The following is a 19,005-nucleotide window of genomic DNA, read 5'->3' as shown; positions in this document are numbered from 1 at the left end:
GGCGGCGATCACGCCGCCCTCAACCCCTCCCAGGCCGTGAATATCGAAACGGCAAACAGCAGCAGCCCCGCTGCGCGGCCTGCAAATATGGTCGCCTTCGGATTGTCGACCAGCAGGCTCCGGCTGTGGCCGGCGGTGACGGCGAGCCCGCCATAGATCGCGGCCTGCGTGGCGACCGTCAGCAATCCCATGATCGCCGCCTGCATCCAGATCGGGCCGTAAGCCGGCTTCAGGAATTGCGGATAGACGGCAAGGATGAAGAGATAGGCTTTCGGATTGATCAGGCAGGTGACCAGGCCCTGGCGAAACGCCTTCCAGGCCGAGCGGCTCCCCGCAGGCCCGTCATCGCCGACGGTGATCGAGCTGCGTATCAGCGAAATGCCGATACAAGCCATGTAGGCGGCGCCGGCGACCAGCAGCGGCGTGAACAGGATCGGCACGAAATGCATGAGCAGGCCGACGCCGATCGCGCCGTTCAGCGTGTGCACTGCACCGCCCAGCATGACGCCGGCGGTCGCGGCCAGGCCCCTGTTGCTGCCGCCGGCCAGCGCATTGGCCAGCACGAACAGCATGTCCATGCCCGGAACGGCGATGATGCCGAACACAAGCACGAAGAACAGCCAGAGGTTTTCGGCATAGCTCATGTCAGTTGCCTGTCGCATTATCCGCTTGCGCGAAAAGGGAATCGGTTGCTTTTCAAGCGGGTAGGCGACTCTATAGGTCACTCCAACTGACGAGGATGTGTCAGTTGCGTTCTGATCGGGCCAAGGAAATGCGCAAGGCCTCGCGGCTGTTCGAGATCATCCAGGTCCTGCGGCTGGCCAAGAAGCCGGTGACGGCGGCGATGCTCGCCGGGCAGCTGGAAGTCACCGTGCGCTCGGTCTATCGCGACATCGCGGCCCTGCAGGCGATGCGCGTGCCGATCGAGGGCGGGCGCGGCATCGGCTACATCCTGCGCCCCGGCTTCGACCTGCCGCCGCTGATGTTTTCCATCGAGGAGATGGAGGCGATCGTGCTGTCCTTGGCGCTGCTCGAGCGCACCGGCGACGAGGAGCTCAAGCAGGCCGCCAAACGCGTCGGCGCCAAGATCGCCGGCGCCGTGCCGCCGCCTTTACGGCAGACGCTCGACGCCAACGCGCTCCATGCCTGGGGCTTTGCCGCACCCTCCGCTTCCGCTGTCGACCTCGCTTTGGTCCGCCGCGCCATCCGCGACGAGGAGAAGCTAAGCCTCTCCTATCGCGACGAAGCGGGGCGGGCGAGCGACCGCATCATCCGTCCGGTTGCGCTGATCTATTATGCCGAGACCGCCAACATCGTCGCCTGGTGCGAATTGCGGCAGGCCATCCGCAATTTCCGCAGCGATCGCATTGAGGATTGCCGAGAGACCGGCTTGTGGTTCAAGGGCGAAGGCGACCGGCTGCGGCAGGTCTGGGTCGACGGCTGGGAGATCAATGCCGCGGCCGCCGGCGGCAACTGAGCCGCTACCCCGCCGCGGTCGATGCGATTTCAGGGCACGATGCCGCGGCAGGCCCAGGCTACATTGGCGAAGGATCGCGGGCCGTCGGGCCGGCCGGCCTGATAGGCATCGCGAACTGCGGCCTCCGTGCTGGTTCGCTCGGCCGCGTCCAGCGTGGTCATGTATTTACCGAGCGGGCCTTCGCCGGCGCCGATCGGCGCCCAGAAGTCATCGAAATCCGCGTAGTCCATGCGGATCATCAGCTCGACTTCGCTGACATCGACCAGACCCTGCTCGACAAAGGTCCGTTTCATCTCGCCCGGCTGCATCATGGGCTGGAAGCAATAGCGACTGCGCATCTGGCGTCCGCTTTCGCTGAGCGCCGCGACAGTGTCGATTATCATGCGCATGCCGGTCATGCCGCCGTAATGGTCCCAGACCACGGCCGCGACCACGCCGCCCGGCCGCGTCACGCGGCGCATCTCGGCCACCGCCTTGCCGGCCTCCGGCACGAAGTGCAGCACCAGCAGCGCCAGCGCGCGGTCGAACGCATCGTCGGCGAACGGCAGGGCGGTGGCATCCGCCTGCTGAATGGTGACACGCGGATCGGTGTTCCTCTCCTTCGCCGCCGCGACGAAGACCGGCGAGAAGTCGATGGCCTGGATCTCGCCGAGATCGCCTGATTTCGCCAGTTCGAAGGTGAGGCTGCCGGTGCCGCAGCCGACGTCGAGGATTTTTTCGCCGCCGGCCAGACCTGCGAAGTCGATGAACTTGGGCGCGAGTCTTCTGCTCCATCGCCCCATGAGCTGCTCATAGCCGGACGCCGCGTGAACGGTGAAGCTTGATGTCATCCCGCCCTCCCTTCGCTGGCTTCAGCCTAGACCTGCGCGGAAGCCATGCCAAGCAACGAAAGCAGCTGATCGTTCCGTGGTCGCACACAAGGGTTGGAGCGGGTGGGCGCCGCCGGCCAGGCACGTTGCTGGGAATGTGTACAGAAGCTAATATAGCGCCGGACCCTCGCGAAAATTGGGGGACGGGGTGAGCAAGATCCTGATTTGCGGTGGAGGCGTAATCGGGTTGTGCACAGCGGCCATGCTTGGCCGCGACGGTCATGACGTGACGGTCCTCGAGGCTGATCCAGCGGATCGGCCTTCGAGTTCCATTCAAGGATGGGACTGGGAGCGCCCAGGTGTTGCGCAATTTAGGCAGCCTCATAACCTCAGCTCGCGTTTCCGGATGGTCGCCGACCAGGAGCTGCCGGGGCTGACGGACAAATTGCTGCGCGCCGGCTGCGTCTGGATGGATTTCTTCGACCCTCGATCGTTGCCCCCGACAATAACGGACAGGGCGCCCCGCCCGGGCGACGAAGCCATGCGCTTCGTCACCGGCAGGCGGCCGGTGATCGAGTGGGCCGTAGCCGAGATGGCGCAAGCTGCGCCCAATGTGACGGTCCGGCGGGGAATCAAGGTTCGCGAGCTGATCACCGGAGCCTCAGCCATTCCCGGCGTGCCGCATATTGCGGGCATTCGCACAACGTCCGGCGAGGAGATTCGTGCCGACCTGGTGATCGATGCGATGGGGCGGCGAAGCCCTGCCTGCGAATGGATCGTTGCCGCCGGAGGCCGCAGTCCGAGCGAGGAAGCTGAAGACAGCAATTTCGTCTATTTCACTCGCTATTTCACGGGCAAGCAGCGGCCGCGCCGAAAGGGCCGCCTGCTCACTCCGATGGGGCTGTTCTCGATTCTCACCCTGGATGGCGACAACGACACCTGGTCGGTCACCCTGTTCACCTCCGCGAGAAACAAGGCCATGCGGGCTTTGCGCGACACCGCCACGTTCCGCCGTGTCGTCATGGCGTGTCCGATGCAGGCCCATTGGCTTGACGGCGAGCCGATCACGCATGTCCTGCTGATGGCGGGTGTTCTCGACCGCTACTGGCGGTTTGTCGTCAACGGCCAGCCTGTCGTCACCGGGTTTGCGGCTGTGGCCGATGCCTGGGCCTGCACCAATCCGTCCGCCGGGCGGGGGTTGAGCGTCGGCCTTCTGCACGCGCAGGTGCTCAGGAACGTCGCTCGCCGGCACATCGACGACCCTGCCGGATTCTCGCGAGAATATGATGCCGAGACCGAGCGCCAGGTCGGGCCGTTCTATCGCAACCAGATCGCCGCCGACCGTGCCCGGATCGCGGAGATGAACGCCCTGGCGGACGGCCTTCCTGTTCCGCCGCCGAATCCGGTCATGGCCCGGCTTTTCGCTGCCGCAAGCGAGGATGCCGACGTGTTTCGCGGCGTGATCGAGATCGCCATGTGCGTTTCGCTGCAGCAGGATGTCGTCGCCAGACCGCATATCGCGGCAAAACTGGCCGAACTGGACGGTCGTCCCTTGCCGCCGAATCCCAACATCATCGATCGAGACCGTATGGCATCCCTGCTTGCCGGCTGATCTTTCGCAATCCAGCCTCGACGCGTGGGAGAAAGCTCATCGGGGACCGCGACGACGGAGACTTCGCTCACGCAGGCGTCGTTTTGCCGGTCGAGAGAGCGTCGAACACTTCGCTTGTTTCGGCCACGAGCGTTCGCACCAGTTGGCCGGCCGGAAGCTCCCTGTTCAGCGCCGCCGCCTGCCCATAGAGATGAAAGGCGAAATCTTCTTTGGCGTCGCTGAGCGGAGCGCTGAGCGCGACCATTTGCGGAAAGTCCGGAAGGGGCACCCTGCTCTCCTCCATTTCCAGGACGTAGCGGGTGCGTCTCGCCCGCGCCGCGCGGCCGGTGAAGACATCGGTGACCATCGTGTCCATGTCGGTCGCGGTGCGGATCAGGGCGCGGCGCGGTGCGTCCGTGCCGGCCTCGTCGCAGGACAGGAAACCGGTGCCGATCTGCACGCCGCTGGCGCCTAGCGCGAAAGCGGCCGCTATGCCGCGGCCATCAGCGATGCCTCCCGCGGCAATGACCGGGAGCTCGACGGCATCGACTACCTGGGGAACCAGCGCCATCGTTCCAACGCCGTCGCCAGGACCATTGGGAGCATGCGAACCGCGGTGACCTCCCGCCTCCCAGCCCTGGGCGATGACCGCGTCGGCCCCGCCGTCGGCGAGCTTGCGCGCCTCGGCGACATTCGTCGCGGTGCCGATGATTGCGATCCCGGCATGCTTCAGCCTGCCAATGGCAGCCGCATCCGGAATGCCGAAATGAAAGCTCACGACCGGCGGGCGGATCTCGAGCAGCAGTTCAAGCTTTTCTTCGTCGAAACCCGGTCCGATCGGCGGAAGCCTCCGCGAGGGTTCGTCGAGCGACAGCTCCTCGTAGTAGGGCCGCAACCTTTCGATGACCCGGGTCAGCACGGCGTCGCGGGTGTCGGGCCTGGGAAAAACAAAGAAGTTGAGGTTGAAGGGACGCCCGGTTAAGGCGCGCATCTGGCGCGCAGCGTTGCGCAGGCCATCCGGCAGCATCGATGCGCATCCGAGCGACCCCAGCCCACCGGCATTGCTCACCGCGGCGGCGAGTTCCGGCGTCGCAGAGCCCGCCATTGGCGCCTGGATGATCGGATGCTCGATCTTCAAGAGATCGCATAAGCGGCGGTTCGGCCACATGAGCGTTTTTCCTGTTGGGAAGGAACACACGCCCACCCATCATAAGCCGGTCTCGGGGCCGGGTCACCGGAATTGTGCGGGTACGCTCCCCACACTCTCTCGCTCCACCAGCGGGCATTCCAGCTTGGTGATCGGATACCGTCCGCGGCCGGGCGTCGGCGGTGTTTCGAGCTGCTCGATCGCCCATTGGCCCATCGCCAGATGCGGCAGGATGGAGGTCGTCAGCGGCGGGAAGAGATGGCGGGCGATCTCCTCGTCATTGCAGTGGCCTGCACAGCTCGCCTCAAGTTTTCGAGAACAGCGCCTGTATCGTCTCGATCGGCATCAGCATGACGCGCTCGCCCAGCGGAGACATAATGAAGCCGTGACGCTGGTAGAAACCAACGGCGCCGTCGTCGATGGCGTGTGCCACCACGGCACGAACCCCGGCAATATCCGAAACCGCGAGGCAACGCCGCAGCGCATCGGAAAGCAGGTCGCCCCCGAGGCCCATTCCCTGGAACGCCTGATCGACCGCCAGACGGCCTATCAGCAGCAAGGGAACCTGTTCGGGCATGCCCCGGCGCAGCTTGGCGCTTGGCAGCGCGATCCGTTCTTCCATCGCCGTGGAGATCGCATAGTAACCGACAACACGATTTTTCGTGCCCGCGTCACAAACGACATAGGTTCGCGCGGACAGCCCTTCGCCAACTAAGGCACGGTTTCGCAGCCAGTCATCGAGAGACGAATGCTTGCCATTTTGAAATTCGGAAACGTCATGGCTGACGCTCAGCCGTTCCGGAGCGCATACCCGCAATCCCTGCGGCTGCCCGGCGGGCATCAGCGCTCCCAGATTGGCTTGCGCGTGATACGTGCCCGAAGCTCGTCCGATGGTTCGTTCGGAGCATCAAGCAGATCAAGAAATTTCTCATGCGCGTCGGTATCGAGAAAGAAGGCGCGCTGGTCGAGAATGGTCTCCTCGGCCTGCCTGCGGGCGCTATCCAGCATGAACTCCGACAGTTTTTGCCCGCGCAAGCTCGCCGCGCGGTTGAGGATAGCCTTCGTCCCCGCCGAAGCGCGGATTTGAATTACGTCATCCTTGCGTGCTGCGTCGTGATTGCCGCCAGCATGACCGGACTGCACCATCGAACCCTCCTATCTCAGGATAAGAGATCTAGCGGCCGTCGGTACAATGTCAATACATTTCGATTTTGGCTTGCGGGCTGGGACATCCTATCCCTTCACGTCTGCCACGCTCTCTCGCTCCACCAGCGGGCATTCCAGCTTGGTGATCGGATACCGTCCGCGGCCGGGCGTCGGCGGTGTTTCGAGCTGCTCGATCGCCCATTGGCCCATCGCCAGATGCGGCAGGATGGAGGTCGTCAGCGGCGGGAAGAGATGGCGGGCGATCTCCTCATCGTCATAGCCGACCACGGAGATGTCCTGCGGGATGTGCAGGCCGGCTTCCTTCAGCGCCTCGTAGCAGCCGATCGCCGTGCGGTCGTTCTGGCAAAAGATGGCGGTCGGCCGCTCCTTGAGCCCGAGTAGCTTGACCGTCGCGGCGTAGCCGGCGCTGGCTGACCAGTCGCCCTCTACCACCAGTTCCGGATCGAACGGGATATCGGCGGTGGCTAGAGCGCGGCGGTAGCCCTTGAGCCGATCCTGAGCGGCCTGCATCCACGGCTCGCCGGTGATGGTGGCGATGCGGCGATGGCCGTGGGCGATCAGATGCCTGGTCGCGCTCTGGCCGCCAGCGATCTCGGAGGGAACCACGGCCGGGAAGGCATAATCGGCGGTATAGCAGTTGAGCAGGATGACCGGGATGTCGAGGCTGTAGAGAAAATCGGGCGCGGCGATCTCGCGGGTGAAGATGGTCATATAGATCAGCGCCGAGATGCCGCGCCTTGTCAGTGCCTGGATGGCGCGCGGCTCCATCACTGCGTCGCCCATGGTCTGCGCCACCAGAAGCACATTGCCGGCATTCCACGAGGCCTGCCGTGCCCCCTCGATGGCGACCACCGCCTCGGGGCTGGTGGCGAGCTGGTCGACCGCGAAGCCGATGACGCCGTCCAGGCTTTCGAACGGCGTCACCGGCGGCCGCAACGCCGAAAAGACCGGTGGCGAATAGCCCAGCGCCCTGGCCGCCTCGATCACCCGGTCACGGGTCTGCTGCGACAGCCTGATGCCCGGCGAATTGTTGAGCACGAACGAGACCGTCGCCTGCGAGCAGCCGGCGGCGCGCGCAATGTCGGTCATGGTGACGCGCCCCTTGGGCTTGGCGGCCGGCTTGCGGCGCCTGGAAGCCCCGGGAGGATCGCGCAGTTCCGTCGGTTCGCTCATGGTCGTTTCCCAAAACCCAGCCGGCCCTAAAGCAAAGGCCGGCAATGGCCAGATGGTCAAGGTCCGTACGTTACTGCGATCGCCTTGGCTTATATATATTAGCAAGCGCAACATGCAAATCGCTGGCTGCGCCGCTTCGCGACGAAACCGGCCAAACAAGGTCAGCAATGCTGACAATTCCTGTGTTTTCTGCGCGGCTGCAAGACTTGCCGCGCTCACTCTCCTCGCTCCCCGCGCGTCCTTCGACCAGCAACTCCTGCGCTTCGAAAGCGCGCGTCTTGGTCTTATAACTAATACTCTTTACTAATAGCCGTCAGCGTTCTACTGTCAACTCGTCGTCACCGCCCGGGCTTCCGTTGGGTGACGGCGGGTGTGAGGGACGCTCGCTCGAAACCCGGCGGGATCGCCGGTCCGGGCTCGCGCCCCATCTTCACGAAAATGTCAGACAAATCGGACTATTTACGAACGTCACATGAGTGTCTAGTGTCCCCATCGCGGCCGGATCGGCACCGTTCTTAAGTCGGCGGACCTTTGCGCCGTACCCTTGAGGAGGAGGGTTGTCCGGGCCGCAGCCGAGACATCGGCAACGAGTTCTACAAGGCAAGTTCTACAAGGGAGGTTGAACTATGAAATCCATGATCCGTAATGCATCTGTCGCCGCGTCGGCCTTGCTCATCGGGCTTGCGGCCACAGCGGTAACCCGCGCGGACGACAAGCCGACGCTGGCCTTCGTCGTCAACGGCGCGTCCGACTTCTGGAAGGCGGCGGAAGCCGGCGTGAAGAAGGCGCAGGGCGAACTGCCCGACTACAATCTCGAGCTCAAATATCCGGAACAGTCCTCGGTCGCCATCCAGCAGCGGCTGATGGACGATCTGGTGACGGCAGGCGTCAAGGGCATCATGGTCTCGGCCGTCGATCCCAAGACCTCGACCGACGGGCTGAACAAGATCGCGTCGGAAACCGCGCTGTTCACCACCGACTCGGATGCGCCGCAGACCAAGCGCGTCGCCTATATCGGCTCGTCCAACGTCGATGCCGGCAAGCAGGCGGCTGAGATCGCCAAGAAAGCGATGCCCAACGGCGGCAAGTGCCTGGGTTTCGTCGGCCTGCTCGGCGCCGACAACGCCAAGGAGCGCATCCAGGGCATGAAGGACGGGCTCGCGGGCAGCAAGATCGAGCTGGTCGATGTGCGCGGCGACGACATCGACCAGGCGCGCGCCAAGAAGAATGTCGAGGACGCGCTGGTCGCCAGCCCCGACATCACCTGCATGGTCGGCTTCTACTCGTACAACACGCCGCGCATCTATGAAGCGTTGCGCGACGCCGGCAAGCTCGGCCAGATCACCGTCGTCGGCTTCGACGATGATCCGATCACGCTGGGCGGCGTCAAGGAGGGCACGGTCGCCGCGACCGTGGTGCAGCAGCCGTTCGAATGGGCCTATCAGGGCATGAAGCTGATGGCCGCCTATCTCAAGGGCGACAAGTCGGGCATCCCGGCCAACAACCTGATCATCATCCCGACCAAGATCATCGGCAAGGATGACGTGGACGCCTACGCCGCCAACCTCAAGGCGATGCAGGGCAAGTAAGCTCAGCACTGTTGCGCCGGCTCAAGGTTCGCCTTGAGCCGGCGTTCGTATTGACGGACCCGCCAAGGCCCGTCAGTCTGTGGCCACCGGCAGTTGCCCCGTGCGGTAAACTTAGGCGCGATGACCTCTACCGACACCACTCAACCGATCACTGCTCCGTTCCTGAGCCTGGATGCCGTGCGCAAGACCTATCCGGGCGTCGTCGCGCTGGACAGGTTCTCGATGGAGGTCCGGCCCGGCGAGGTCATCGGTCTGGTCGGCGAAAACGGCGCCGGCAAATCGACGCTGATGAAGATCCTCGGCGGCGTGACGCGGCCGGACAGCGGCACCATAACCGTCGATGGCGCAGCACATGACGCGCTGACCGTCGAGCACAGCATCGGCTCCGGCATCGCCTTCGTGCATCAGGAACTCAACCTCTTCGAAAATCTCGACGTCGCCGCCAACATCTTCTTCGGCCGCGAGCCGCTGCGCGCCGGACCGCTGAAGCTGGTCGACCGCGCGAAACTGCGCGAGATGGTGGCGCCACTGCTGAAGCGCGTCGGCGCCAATTTCTCGGCCGACGCCCCTGTCGCGTCGCTGTCGCTCGCCCAGCAGCAGATGGTCGAGATCGCCAAGGCGTTGTCGATCAAGGCACGCCTTGTGATCCTCGACGAGCCGACCTCCAGCCTGCCGATCGCCGAGACCGAAAAGCTGCTCGACGTCATCAAGGGGCTGAAGGCCGAAGGCATCAGCGTCATCTTCATCTCGCACCGGCTGCATGAGATCGAGCGCGTCGCCGACCGCGTCGTGGTGCTGCGCGACGGCACGCTGGCCGGCACGCTGGCGAAGGACCGGATCAACCACGACGAAATGGTCAGGCTGATGATCGGCCGCATGCTGAAGGAGCGCGAGAAGGCCGGCGAAGCCGCGCGGGCTCCGGGCAGCGTTGCGCTGTCGGCCGACGCGATCCGCACCGGCACCTATCCGGATAGGCCGGTCAGCATCGAACTGAGGCGCGCAGAGATCCTCGGCCTGGCGGGCCTGGTCGGCTCCGGCCGCACGGAGTTGGCGCGCGTGCTGTTCGGCATCGACGAGCGGTTGGCCGGCAGCGTCACGCTCGACGGAAAGCCGCTGAATGTGACATCGGCCGCCGACGCGGTGGCGAACGGCATTTTCCTCGTGCCGGAGGACCGCAAGCTGACCGGCATATTGCTCGATCTCTCGATCGCGCAAAACATTTCGCTGCCCAACCTGCCGGCCCATGCCAGGCGCTCGCTGGTCTCGGTCGGCGCCGAGCTCGCGACGGCGGAAAAGCAGAAGAAGAACCTCGGCATAAAGGCCCCGTCGGTGCTTACCCGCACCGGCACCCTGTCGGGCGGCAACCAGCAGAAGGTGGTCCTGGCCAAATGGCTGGCAATGAACCCCAAGGTGATGATCCTGGACGAGCCGACGCGGGGCATCGACATCGGCGCCAAGGCCGAGATCTACGGGCTGATGCGGGCGCTCGCCGATGCCGGCGTCGCCGTGCTGATGATCTCCAGCGACATGGAAGAAGTGATCGGCGTGTCGGACCGCATCGCGGTCATGCATGAGGGGCAGATCTCCGGCATCCTCGACAAGGACGATTTCAGCCAGGAAAACGTGCTCTTGCTGGCGGTCGGCAAGAAGCCGAAACTGCTGCAAGCGGCGGGAGCAGCGCAATGAGCAAGAAAGATCTCGGCCTGCTGATCCTGATCCTGGTGGTCGGCGCGGTGGTGACGGCCATCAATCCGCGCTTCCTGTCGGCGATCAATCTCGCCAACACCTCCAACCTGGTCGCGCTGTTCGGCATCCTGTCGATCGGCCAGGCCTTCGTCATCATCACCGGCGGCATCGAATTGTCGGTCGGCTCGGTGATTGCGCTGCTGGGCACGCTGTTCATCGACTTCATCGCGGTGCGCGAGGTGAGCTGGCCGCTGGCCTTCGTGCTGATCATCGCGCTCGGCGCCGTCATCGGCTTCGTGCATGGCTGGCTGATCACGCGGCTCAAATTGCAGCCTTTCGTGGTGACGCTGTGCGGCCTGCTCATCTATCGCGGCGTGGCGCGCTTCTACACCGCCGACGGCACGGCGGGCTTCGCCTTCGGGCAGAATTTTCCGACGCTCGAATTCCTGACCGCCGGCCGCTCCTATGGCCTACCGAACAGCTTCATCGCGCTGATCGTTATCGCCGTCGTCATGTGGGTAGTGCTGCACCGCTCGGTCTTCGGCCGCTATCTCTACGCCATCGGCAAAAACGAGGAAGCGGCGAAATATTCCGGCATCCGCACCGGCCGGGTAATCATCGCCGCCTACGTCATCTGCGGCGTGCTGACGGCGCTGTCGGCGATCTATTTCGCCATGTACACGCGCTCGATCTCGCCGGCGAGCCACGGTCAGTTCTACGAGCTCTATGCCATCGCCGCGGCGGTGCTCGGCGGCTTCTCGCTGCGCGGCGGCGAGGGCTCGCTGGTCGGCGCCGTCCTCGGCACCGTGCTGCTGCAGGAGCTGCAGAATCTCGTCAATTTGCTCGGCATCCCCTCGTCGCTCAATTTCGCGGTGATGGGCGGCGTGATCCTGATCGGCGTGCTGGTCGACCAACAATGGGGCGTCTTCCGCGCCCGGCGCCGGATGCTGGAGGCGTCGCGCAGGGGCGTCGCCGGTGCGCCGGCGGAGTAGCCTCGCTCTCTTCCGCCCACTCCCGGACCGGGTTCCGATTGGATCGATGCTCGCGGTGAAGCCGCGGGCAAGTCCGGATTCGCGGACGAATTGCAACAAAGCGTGAACCGGAAAACAGCCCTTGTCGCAGAATCGGGGCTGGGCTAAGCAATTGGCATCTGAGGGTTCCAAGAACAAAATATGGGAGAAATGACCGTGACATCATCACGTTGGATCGCGCTCGCCGCGCTGGCGTTGACCTGCTCGACCCCGGCTATGGCCAAGGACTGGAAGACCGTGACGGTGGCGATGGAGGGTTCTTATGCCCCCTGGAACCAGACGGATGCCAGCGGCAAGATCGTCGGCTTCGAGGTGGACATCCTGAACGACGTCTGCGCCCGCGCGAAGCTGGAATGCAACATCGTGGCGCAGGACTGGGACGGCGTCATTCCCGGCTCACCGCCGGCAAGTTCGATATCGTCATGGACGGCATGTCGATCACCGAAGAGCGCATGAAGACGATCGACTTCTCGATCCCCTATGCCTCGTCGCCGGTGGCTTTCCTGGCCGACAAGAACGGTCCGCTGGCGCAGCTGTCCAACAGCGGCAAGATGATCGATCTGTCGAAGGACGACGCCGAAGCCAAGGCGGCGATCGACACGCTGCGCAAGGAGCTCACCGGCAAGAATGTCGGCCTGCAGGTCTCGACCACCGAGGCGACGTTCGCCGACAAGTATCTGAAGGACGTGGCCAACGTCCATGAGTACAAGACCACCGACGAGCACGACCTCGACCTGATGGCGGGCCGTATCGACGTCGCCTTCGCCGACACCACCTATTTCCTCGGCACGCTGGCCAAGCCGGATGCCAAGGACCTGGCATTCGTCGGCCCGCAATTCAAGGGTGGCCCGATCCTCGGACCGGGTATCGGCGCCGCTTTCCGCAAGACCGACAAGGACCTGCAGGACATCTACAACAAGGCGCTCAAGGCCGCGCTCGATGACGGCTCGGTGTCGAAATACTCCATGCAATGGTTCAAGATCGACATTACCAAGTAATGTCGCAACGGGAGCAGCCAAGGCTGCTCCCGTTTTGCATTGAGAAGTATACGTCGATACCTATCTCGGCGCCCACAGGAGCCGTAAAAGTGGAGTTTCTCAACGATCTGAAAGACCAGGTGTCGACGGCCTATGAGCTGTTGGCTGCCGGCTGGGGCGTGCAACTGCTCTGGGGCATCGGCTGGACGCTCGCCGTCACCGTCGTTTCGATGCTGATTGGTGCCGTGCTGGGCTCGCTGGTGGCGGCGGCCAAGCTTTCACATCGCGGCGGATTGAGGTTCATCGGCGAGAGCTACACCACCGTCTTCCGCGGCGAACCGGAACTCCTGATCATCTACCTGTTCTACTATGGCGGCACGCAGGTCCTGACCGGTGTGGCGCGGTCGACCGGCTCGATCGGCTCGACGGACATCTTGAACATGCCGAGCTTCCTCGGCGGCGTGCTTGCGGTCGGCATCATTTCCGGCGCCTACCAGGCCGAGGTCTTTCGCGGGTCGTTCCTGGCGATTCATCGCGGCGAGCTGGAAGCGGCCCGTGCCTACGGCATGTCGGCCTGGCTGCGGTTTCGCCTCGTGATTATGCCGCAGGTCCTGCGTCTCGCAGTGCCGGGGCTGGGCAATGTCTGGCAATTGACCATCAAGGATTCGGCGCTGATCTCGGTCACCGGCGTCGCCGAGCTGATGCTCACCGCCAACAAGGCCGCGCGTTCGACGCATCATTCGCTGCTTTTCTACACGCTCGCCGGCATCCTCTATCTGGTGATGACGTCGATCTCGACGCCGATCTTCGACAAGGCCGAGCGTTACACCTCGCGCAGTTTCACGCGGCCGAAGTGAGAGGTGGCGGTGGGGTTCGATTTCTACCTTTCGACCATATGGAGCGTGCTGAAGGCGCTGCCGCTGACGCTCGAGATCTGGTTCTTCGGCATCGCCTTCGGGCTCATCATCGCCACCGGCCTGACCTGGCTGCGGGCTTCCGGCTACAAATTGGGTGAATATTTCACCCGCGCCTATGTCTTCGTCTTCCGCGGCTCGCCGCTGCTTGTGCAGCTCTATCTGATCTATTTCGGGCTCTCCCAGTTCGACTTCGTTCGCCACAGCCCGATCCTGTGGCCTATCCTGCGCGATCCGATGTATTGCACGATCGTCGCCATGGCCTTGAACACAGCCGCCTATGAGAGCGAGATTTTCCGCGGCGCGCTGCGGGCGGTGCCTGTCGGCCAGATCGAGGCGGCAAAGGCATTCGGCATGTCGGCCTTCACCCGTTTCCGCCTCGTCACGCTGCCGATCGCGCTGCGGCTCGCCTTGCCAGCCTATTCGACGGAAATCATCCTCATGACCAAGGCGACCGCGCTGGCGTCCGTGGTCACCATCATGGAGATGATGGGAACGGCGCAGAAGATCCAGCACGACACGTTCCGGCCGATCGAGGTGCTGACCTGCGCCGGTGTTATCTACCTGCTGCTCAACTTGTCGATCGCCCGGCTGTTCGCCTGGGTCGAACACCGGCTTTCACCGCATCTGCGTCCCCCGCCTGAGCAGAGCCAGCTAGTCAAACCCGTCCCGGAGGTGTTGTGATGTCGGCAAATGTCGCCGCTGCCGCGAAAGCCGCACCGTCCTCCGATGAGACGCCCGCCATCAGCGTCAAGGACCTGCGCAAGTGCTTTGGCGATCATGAGGTGCTCAAGGGCATTTCGCTCGAAGCGCACAAGGGCGACGTCATCTCGATTCTCGGCTCCTCCGGGTCCGGCAAGAGCACGATGCTGCGCTGCATCAACCTTCTGGAAACCCCGGATTCCGGCGAAGTGCGGGTGGATGGCGAGCTCATCAAGATGAAGCGGGGTCGCGACGGCCACCAGATGCCCGCCGACATGCGCCAGGTGGAGCGGATCCGCGCCAACCTCGCCATGGTTTTCCAGAGCTTCAATCTCTGGTCGCATATGACCGTGCTGGAAAACCTCGTCGCCGCGCCGACGCATGTGCTCAAGCGGCCGCGCGCCGAGTGCCTGGAGCAGGCCGAGGCCTTGCTGAAGCGCGTCGGCATATGGGAGCGGCGCAACTACTATCCGCCCCACATGTCCGGCGGCCAGCAGCAGCGCGCGGCAATCGCCCGGGCGCTGGCGATGAATCCTAAGGTGATGCTGTTCGACGAGCCGACATCGGCGCTCGATCCGGAACTGGTCGGCGAGGTGCTGCGCGTCATGCGCTCGCTGGCAGAAGAAGGGCGCACCATGCTAGTCGTCACGCATGAGATGGGTTTTGCCCGCGACGTGTCGAGCAAGGTGATGTTCCTGCACAAGGGCGAGGTGGATACGGTCGGCGAACCGAAGGAAATGTTCGCCAAGCCGCCGACGCCGCAGTTCAAGCAGTTCATCGCCAACTTCAACAAGTGAAGACAGAGCCGCCCGGCGCCAAGATGTGTTGAGATTCAGGTCAGGCCGAGCCGAAAGTGGTGGCTTCCGAGAACCGGAGCGGAGCGTACTTAAGTACGTGAGCACCGGAAGCGCAGGGGAGCCGCCACTTGCAGGCCGGCCTCACCTGAATATCAGCACATCTTAGATCATGTTCGACAGATCCGAGAACGCCATCGCCTTGCGCAGCACCTCGGCGAAGCGTTCGCCGGCGATGTCCTTGTCGCCGCTGTTGTCGATCGAGGTGACGTCCGGTCCCGTCAGCCTGAGGCTGGTGCTGCGCGCCAGGCGGGCAAGCACCTCGCCGCGCGATTCTCGGCCACGCGCCGCCAGCCGCTCGGCGAGGATCTCCGGCGTGGCGGTGATCTCGACCACGGCCAGATTGGCATAGCGCTCGCGCAGCGCCGGGATGACCGCGCGGGAGACATTCGCTACGGCTACATGACCATTGGCGACCGCCCAGTCGACGTCGGCCGGCAGACCATAGCGCAGGCCGTGGGCGTCCCAGCATAGCGAGAAGGCGCCGTCGGCCTCCGCCTCGGCAAAGGCGGCGTCCGCCAGCGTATCGTGGTCCTCGCTTGCCGTATCGCTTGGTCGGGTGATGACGCGGCGCACGAATTCCAGCCGCGTCTCGCCGGCAAACCGCGCCTTGGCGTAACCGATCAGCGTATCCTTGCCGGCGCCGCTCGGGCCGACCACCGCGACGAAGACGCCGTTGCGGATCGGCAGGCTGTCGGCCAGCTCGCGCTCGATGAGGGCCGACACCATCATGCGACCCGGCGGCCCTGGCGCCAAACGGTACGCACGACCGGCACGTGGTCGTCCACGCGCACCCGCACAAGGTCGGCCCGGCGGCCGGGCTCGATGACGCCGCGGTCAGCAAGGCCGATTGCTTCGGCCGGGTTCTTCGAGACCATCGCGACCGCCTGCGGCAGCGAAATCCCTTCGACGACATCGCCGAGGAAGAAGGCCGACTGGATCAGGCTGAAGGGGATGTAGTCGGATGAAAGGATGTCCAGCAGGCCGTCGGCGGCGAGCGTGCGCGCCGAGACATTGCCGGAATGCGAGGCGCCGCGCATGACGTTCGGCGCGCCCATCAGCACGCCGAGGCCCGCCGCCTTCGAGGCCTTGGCCGCCTCTTCCGTCGTCGGGAACTCGGCGACGCGCACCCCCTGCTCGATCGCTTCGTCGACATGGCCGGCGGTCGCGTCGTCATGGCTGGCCAGCACGATGCCGCGCTCATGGCAGGCGGCCGAGATGAAGACGCGGTTCGGACCGGAATTGCGGGCCGATTCCGCCATCCGCTTCTCGCAGAATTTCTGGAAGTCGTGGTCCGTCAGCTTCAACTTGCGCTGGTAATAGTAGGCATAGGTCTCGAGATTGACGAACTGGCGCTGTCCAGGCGCATGGTCCATCAGCGAAGCGAGCTTCACCCGCTCGTCGGTCTCGAAATTGGCGAAGGCCTCGAGGCAGTCCGGCGCCGAGACCTCGCAGCGCAGATGGATGAAATGGTCGGCCCTGAGCCGATCCTGGCGCACGCTGTCCTCGATCGCGTCGGCCAGCTTGCGGACATCGTCGGATTTCAGATCCGCGTCCTCGTCCATGCCGACGCGCAAGGCGTCGAGCACGGTGGTGATGCCGGCGGTCGCGACCTGGGCGTCATGGGCAAGCACGGCGGCGATCGGGTTCCAGCGCACCTTCGGACGCGGCGCGTAATGGCCCTCGAGGTGATCGGTGTGCAGTTCGACGAGGCCCGGGATGATATAGTCGCCGCCCATGTCCTCGCCGGTGCGGGCAGCACCCGGCTCGACGGCGACAATCAGGCCGTCGCGCAACAAAAGCGAGCCCTCGACGATTTCGTCGGGCAGCACGATGCGGGCATTGGTGAGAACGGTTTCGGCGGTCATCTCGGGCGGTCCTATATCAATCAAGCTGTTTTGCGGGCAGGGCTGCGGCCAAGCGCATGGTGCGAGAGCACCATGAACGGGGCGCCGGGCTCGCTTTCGACAAACAAGGTCAGCGAATCCACCGGCACCGGCTGCCGCAGCACGTCGGCGAACAGGCCGTCGATCGCTGCGCGAAGACGTGGGCTTTCCTCCGGCCCGACGCGCCCCGACAGTGTCATGTGGAAGCGGAACGTGTCGAAGACGTAAGGATAGCCCCACTGGCAGAGATTGCGAAATTCGTCTGGCTTCAGCGCATCGGGGCTGCGGCGCTCGATCTCGGCCTCGGTCAGCGGCGCGCGGAACGGATCGAAGGCGCGCACCACCTCGGTGGCGAAATCGTTGAGCGGCGCAAACGGCTTTTCCGGCACCAGCGCGAAGAAGCCGTCGATCTGGCCGACGACCAGACGCGGGATGACGACCGGCGGCGTCGCCGCGGCGAAAGCGTCGAGCGCGGCGCGCAACGAGGCTTCCGTCTGGTTCGGTGCCAGCCGGAACGGCGCCTTCAGCGTGGCGTGGAATCCGTAGCGCCGGGCGGAGGCGGTGTGGAAGGCGACTTCCGCGGCCGACAGATCGCCCACGGCCTCGACCGGCCGCGTCGCCGCGCCGAACGGGTCGCGGCCCAACCAGTTGGCGGCAATGCGCGCCAGCTTCTCGTCCTGCCCCGGGGTGTAGTAGATGGCGTAGCGCATGGGCGTTCCTCGTCAAGCGCGCTGCGCGCCCCGAAGGATTATGCGACGCGCTTCAAGTCATTGTTTCGGCAAGTCGGGGCCCAAAAACGCCGGAGCGCTTGCGGCGACATGCATCAGACCCGCTGCCATAGGTGATTTCCATGACGGATTGACGAAGCTTTCATGGGTTTTCGAAGGCAAGTCCAGCGCAGAACTCGTTAGCCGACGATTTTTCCGGGCTGGACCAATGGCTTTGCCGGCCTGCCGATCAGGCCTTCATCAGCCATTCGTGCTCGGCCGCGTTGTGGAATTTCCACGTCCGCTTCGGTCCGGCCATGACGTTGAGGTAATAGAGGTCGTAGCCGTGGCAGGCCGCGCAGGGGTGATAGCCCTTGGGCACCAGCACGACATCGCCGTCCTCGATCGCCATCGCTTCGTCCAGCTCGCGCACGCCGTTGCGGTCGGCATCCGTGTAGACGCGCTGGAAGGCAAAGCCCTGCGGCGGGTTGAGCCGATGGTAATAGGTTTCCTCGAGATAGGATTCGGCCGGCAGGTTGTCATGGTCGTGCTTGTGCGGTGGATAGCTCGACGTATGGCCGCCGGGCGTGATGACCTCGACCACCAGCAGCGAATCCGCCGGCTTGCCCTCGGGCAGGATGTTGGTGACGTAGCGCGTGTTGGTGCCCTTGCCGCGCACCTCCTGGCCGAGATCGTCAGGCCCGATGACACGCACCGGCAGGCCGCCGCTTAAGCCGGGCGCCGAGCAGACGGCAAGCTCCAGCTCGGTGTCGGCGGTCACCGACCAGTCCGAGCCTTGCGGCACGTAGACCGACCATGGCTTGCCTTCGAAGGGCGACATGCGCTCGCCGAGCAGGCCGAGGTCCTTGCCGCCGGCCGACGCCTTGCCCTTGCCGGTGACGAAGACCAGGCAGACCTCCCGCTCGCCGGTCTTTCCGGACGCTGTCTCGCCTGGCCGTAGCCGATGCAGATCGAAACCGACATAGGTCCAGCCGGCGCTTTGCGGGGTGACGTGAGCGACATGGCCGTGGCCCTTGTCGGCCTTGACGAGCAGTTTCGACATGGGAGCTCCTTTGATCATTCCTTCGGCTCGGCCGGAGGCTTCGCCTCCTCGGCCGGCTTGTAGAGGTAGAAAAACTGCCACACCGCGTAGCCGGCGAAGCCGAGCGCGATGACGCCCCAGAAGGGCGTGCCGGAGGCGAACTCGATCACCGACCAGACCAGGCAGACGGCGACGACCGCGATGCGCCGCCACAGCGGCCGGAAGAAGGGATGCTCATAGTCTTTCATCGCGC

At 64.5% G+C, this 19,005-nt stretch carries 19 protein-coding genes and 3 pseudogenes; 10 read left to right on the top strand and 12 right to left on the bottom strand.

Annotated features, from left to right (window positions below; genetic code table 11):
• Positions 1 to 8: 8 nt before the first annotated feature.
• A complete protein-coding gene (locus O7A05_RS13995) occupies positions 9 to 644 on the bottom strand; it encodes a LysE family translocator (RefSeq protein WP_337093672.1) in 636 nt (211 codons plus the stop codon).
• Between the two features lie 128 nt (positions 645 to 772).
• On the opposite strand from O7A05_RS13995, the gene O7A05_RS13990 reads away from it, so the two are divergent.
• Entirely contained in the window at positions 773 to 1,477 is a 705-nt protein-coding gene (locus O7A05_RS13990; RefSeq protein ID WP_337093738.1) for a helix-turn-helix transcriptional regulator, read from the top strand.
• Positions 1,478 to 1,506: 29 nt separating this feature from the next.
• Here O7A05_RS13990 and O7A05_RS13985 read toward each other — a convergent pair whose 3' ends face one another.
• Entirely contained in the window at positions 1,507 to 2,307 is an 801-nt protein-coding gene (locus O7A05_RS13985) for a class I SAM-dependent methyltransferase (protein WP_337093671.1), read from the bottom strand.
• A 187-nt stretch (positions 2,308 to 2,494) separates the two neighbouring features.
• On the opposite strand from O7A05_RS13985, the pseudogene O7A05_RS34595 reads away from it, so the two are divergent.
• Positions 2,495 to 2,605, top strand: a pseudogene (locus tag O7A05_RS34595) (FAD-dependent oxidoreductase); the annotation flags it as partial.
• 87 nt (positions 2,606 to 2,692) lie between these two features.
• On the top strand, positions 2,693 to 3,898 hold the full coding sequence (locus O7A05_RS13980) for a hypothetical protein (protein WP_337093670.1): 1,206 nt from the start codon (positions 2,693 to 2,695) through the stop codon (positions 3,896 to 3,898).
• Between the two features lie 67 nt (positions 3,899 to 3,965).
• Here O7A05_RS13980 and O7A05_RS13975 read toward each other — a convergent pair whose 3' ends face one another.
• The 5 genes and pseudogenes from O7A05_RS13975 to O7A05_RS13955 form a co-directional block, all read right to left on the bottom strand.
• Positions 3,966 to 5,045, bottom strand: coding sequence for an NAD(P)H-dependent flavin oxidoreductase (locus O7A05_RS13975; protein WP_337093669.1), 1,080 nt, complete (start codon positions 5,043 to 5,045; stop codon positions 3,966 to 3,968).
• 63 nt (positions 5,046 to 5,108) lie between these two features.
• Positions 5,109 to 5,306, bottom strand: a pseudogene (locus O7A05_RS13970) (LacI family transcriptional regulator); the annotation flags it as partial.
• A gap of 22 nt (positions 5,307 to 5,328) precedes the next feature.
• Positions 5,329 to 5,865: a GNAT family N-acetyltransferase gene (locus tag O7A05_RS13965; protein ID WP_337093668.1), complete on the bottom strand. Its 537-nt coding sequence runs from the start codon at positions 5,863 to 5,865 to the stop codon at positions 5,329 to 5,331.
• Positions 5,865 to 6,170 carry a type II toxin-antitoxin system TacA family antitoxin gene (locus tag O7A05_RS13960; protein WP_337093667.1) on the bottom strand — a complete coding sequence of 102 codons (306 nt, stop codon included), beginning with the start codon at positions 6,168 to 6,170 and terminating at the stop codon, positions 5,865 to 5,867. Before O7A05_RS13960 ends, O7A05_RS13965 begins: the two co-directional genes overlap by 1 nt.
• An 87-nt stretch (positions 6,171 to 6,257) precedes the next feature.
• Positions 6,258 to 7,364 (bottom strand): LacI family DNA-binding transcriptional regulator, encoded by a 1,107-nt coding sequence (locus tag O7A05_RS13955; protein WP_337093666.1) that lies wholly within the window; start codon positions 7,362 to 7,364, stop codon positions 6,258 to 6,260.
• 626 nt (positions 7,365 to 7,990) lie between these two features.
• Here O7A05_RS13955 and O7A05_RS13950 point away from each other — a divergent pair.
• The 7 genes and pseudogenes from O7A05_RS13950 to O7A05_RS13915 all read left to right on the top strand — a co-directional run bounded on the left by O7A05_RS13950 (position 7,991) and on the right by O7A05_RS13915 (position 15,060).
• Positions 7,991 to 8,953, top strand: a complete 963-nt coding sequence (locus O7A05_RS13950; protein ID WP_337093665.1) for a sugar-binding protein — start codon at positions 7,991 to 7,993, stop codon at positions 8,951 to 8,953.
• Positions 8,954 to 9,073: 120 nt separating this feature from the next.
• A complete protein-coding gene (locus O7A05_RS13945; RefSeq protein ID WP_337093664.1) occupies positions 9,074 to 10,639 on the top strand; it encodes a sugar ABC transporter ATP-binding protein in 1,566 nt (521 codons plus the stop codon).
• Positions 10,636 to 11,631: an ABC transporter permease gene (locus tag O7A05_RS13940; RefSeq protein ID WP_337093663.1), complete on the top strand. Its 996-nt coding sequence runs from the start codon at positions 10,636 to 10,638 to the stop codon at positions 11,629 to 11,631. Before O7A05_RS13945 ends, O7A05_RS13940 begins: the two co-directional genes overlap by 4 nt.
• 180 nt (positions 11,632 to 11,811) lie before the next feature.
• Positions 11,812 to 12,668: pseudogene (locus O7A05_RS13930) on the top strand (transporter substrate-binding domain-containing protein).
• A gap of 89 nt (positions 12,669 to 12,757) precedes the next feature.
• Complete coding sequence (locus O7A05_RS13925; protein ID WP_337093660.1) at positions 12,758 to 13,504, top strand: ABC transporter permease; 747 nt, start codon at positions 12,758 to 12,760, stop codon at positions 13,502 to 13,504.
• Positions 13,505 to 13,507: 3 nt separating this feature from the next.
• On the top strand, positions 13,508 to 14,245 hold the full coding sequence (locus O7A05_RS13920; protein ID WP_337093659.1) for an ABC transporter permease: 738 nt from the start codon (positions 13,508 to 13,510) through the stop codon (positions 14,243 to 14,245).
• Positions 14,245 to 15,060 (top strand): ABC transporter ATP-binding protein, encoded by an 816-nt coding sequence (locus O7A05_RS13915; RefSeq protein ID WP_337093658.1) that lies wholly within the window; start codon positions 14,245 to 14,247, stop codon positions 15,058 to 15,060. Before O7A05_RS13920 ends, O7A05_RS13915 begins: the two co-directional genes overlap by 1 nt.
• 162 nt (positions 15,061 to 15,222) lie before the next feature.
• Here O7A05_RS13915 and phnN read toward each other — a convergent pair whose 3' ends face one another.
• The 5 genes from phnN to O7A05_RS13890 all read right to left on the bottom strand — a co-directional run bounded on the left by phnN (position 15,223) and on the right by O7A05_RS13890 (position 19,000).
• Entirely contained in the window at positions 15,223 to 15,849 is a 627-nt protein-coding gene (gene phnN / locus O7A05_RS13910) for a phosphonate metabolism protein/1,5-bisphosphokinase (PRPP-forming) PhnN (RefSeq protein WP_337093657.1), read from the bottom strand.
• On the bottom strand, positions 15,846 to 16,985 hold the full coding sequence (locus O7A05_RS13905; protein ID WP_337093656.1) for an alpha-D-ribose 1-methylphosphonate 5-triphosphate diphosphatase: 1,140 nt from the start codon (positions 16,983 to 16,985) through the stop codon (positions 15,846 to 15,848). Before O7A05_RS13905 ends, phnN begins: the two co-directional genes overlap by 4 nt.
• Positions 16,986 to 17,005: 20 nt before the next feature.
• Positions 17,006 to 17,713 carry a DUF1045 domain-containing protein gene (locus O7A05_RS13900; protein ID WP_337093655.1) on the bottom strand — a complete coding sequence of 236 codons (708 nt, stop codon included), beginning with the start codon at positions 17,711 to 17,713 and terminating at the stop codon, positions 17,006 to 17,008.
• A gap of 247 nt (positions 17,714 to 17,960) precedes the next feature.
• On the bottom strand, positions 17,961 to 18,773 hold the full coding sequence (iolB, locus tag O7A05_RS13895; protein WP_337093654.1) for a 5-deoxy-glucuronate isomerase: 813 nt from the start codon (positions 18,771 to 18,773) through the stop codon (positions 17,961 to 17,963).
• A gap of 14 nt (positions 18,774 to 18,787) precedes the next feature.
• On the bottom strand, positions 18,788 to 19,000 hold the full coding sequence (locus O7A05_RS13890) for a DUF3329 domain-containing protein (RefSeq protein WP_127859449.1): 213 nt from the start codon (positions 18,998 to 19,000) through the stop codon (positions 18,788 to 18,790).
• Between the last annotated feature and the right edge of the window lie 5 nt (positions 19,001 to 19,005).

It is taken from the genome of Mesorhizobium argentiipisi (SeqCode), from assembly GCF_037179585.1.
In the GTDB taxonomy this organism is placed as follows: Bacteria; Pseudomonadota; Alphaproteobacteria; order Rhizobiales; family Rhizobiaceae; genus Mesorhizobium; species Mesorhizobium argentiipisi.
The sequence above is the reverse complement of the archived record's forward strand: the minus strand, read 5'-3'. Positions and strand labels throughout refer to the sequence as shown.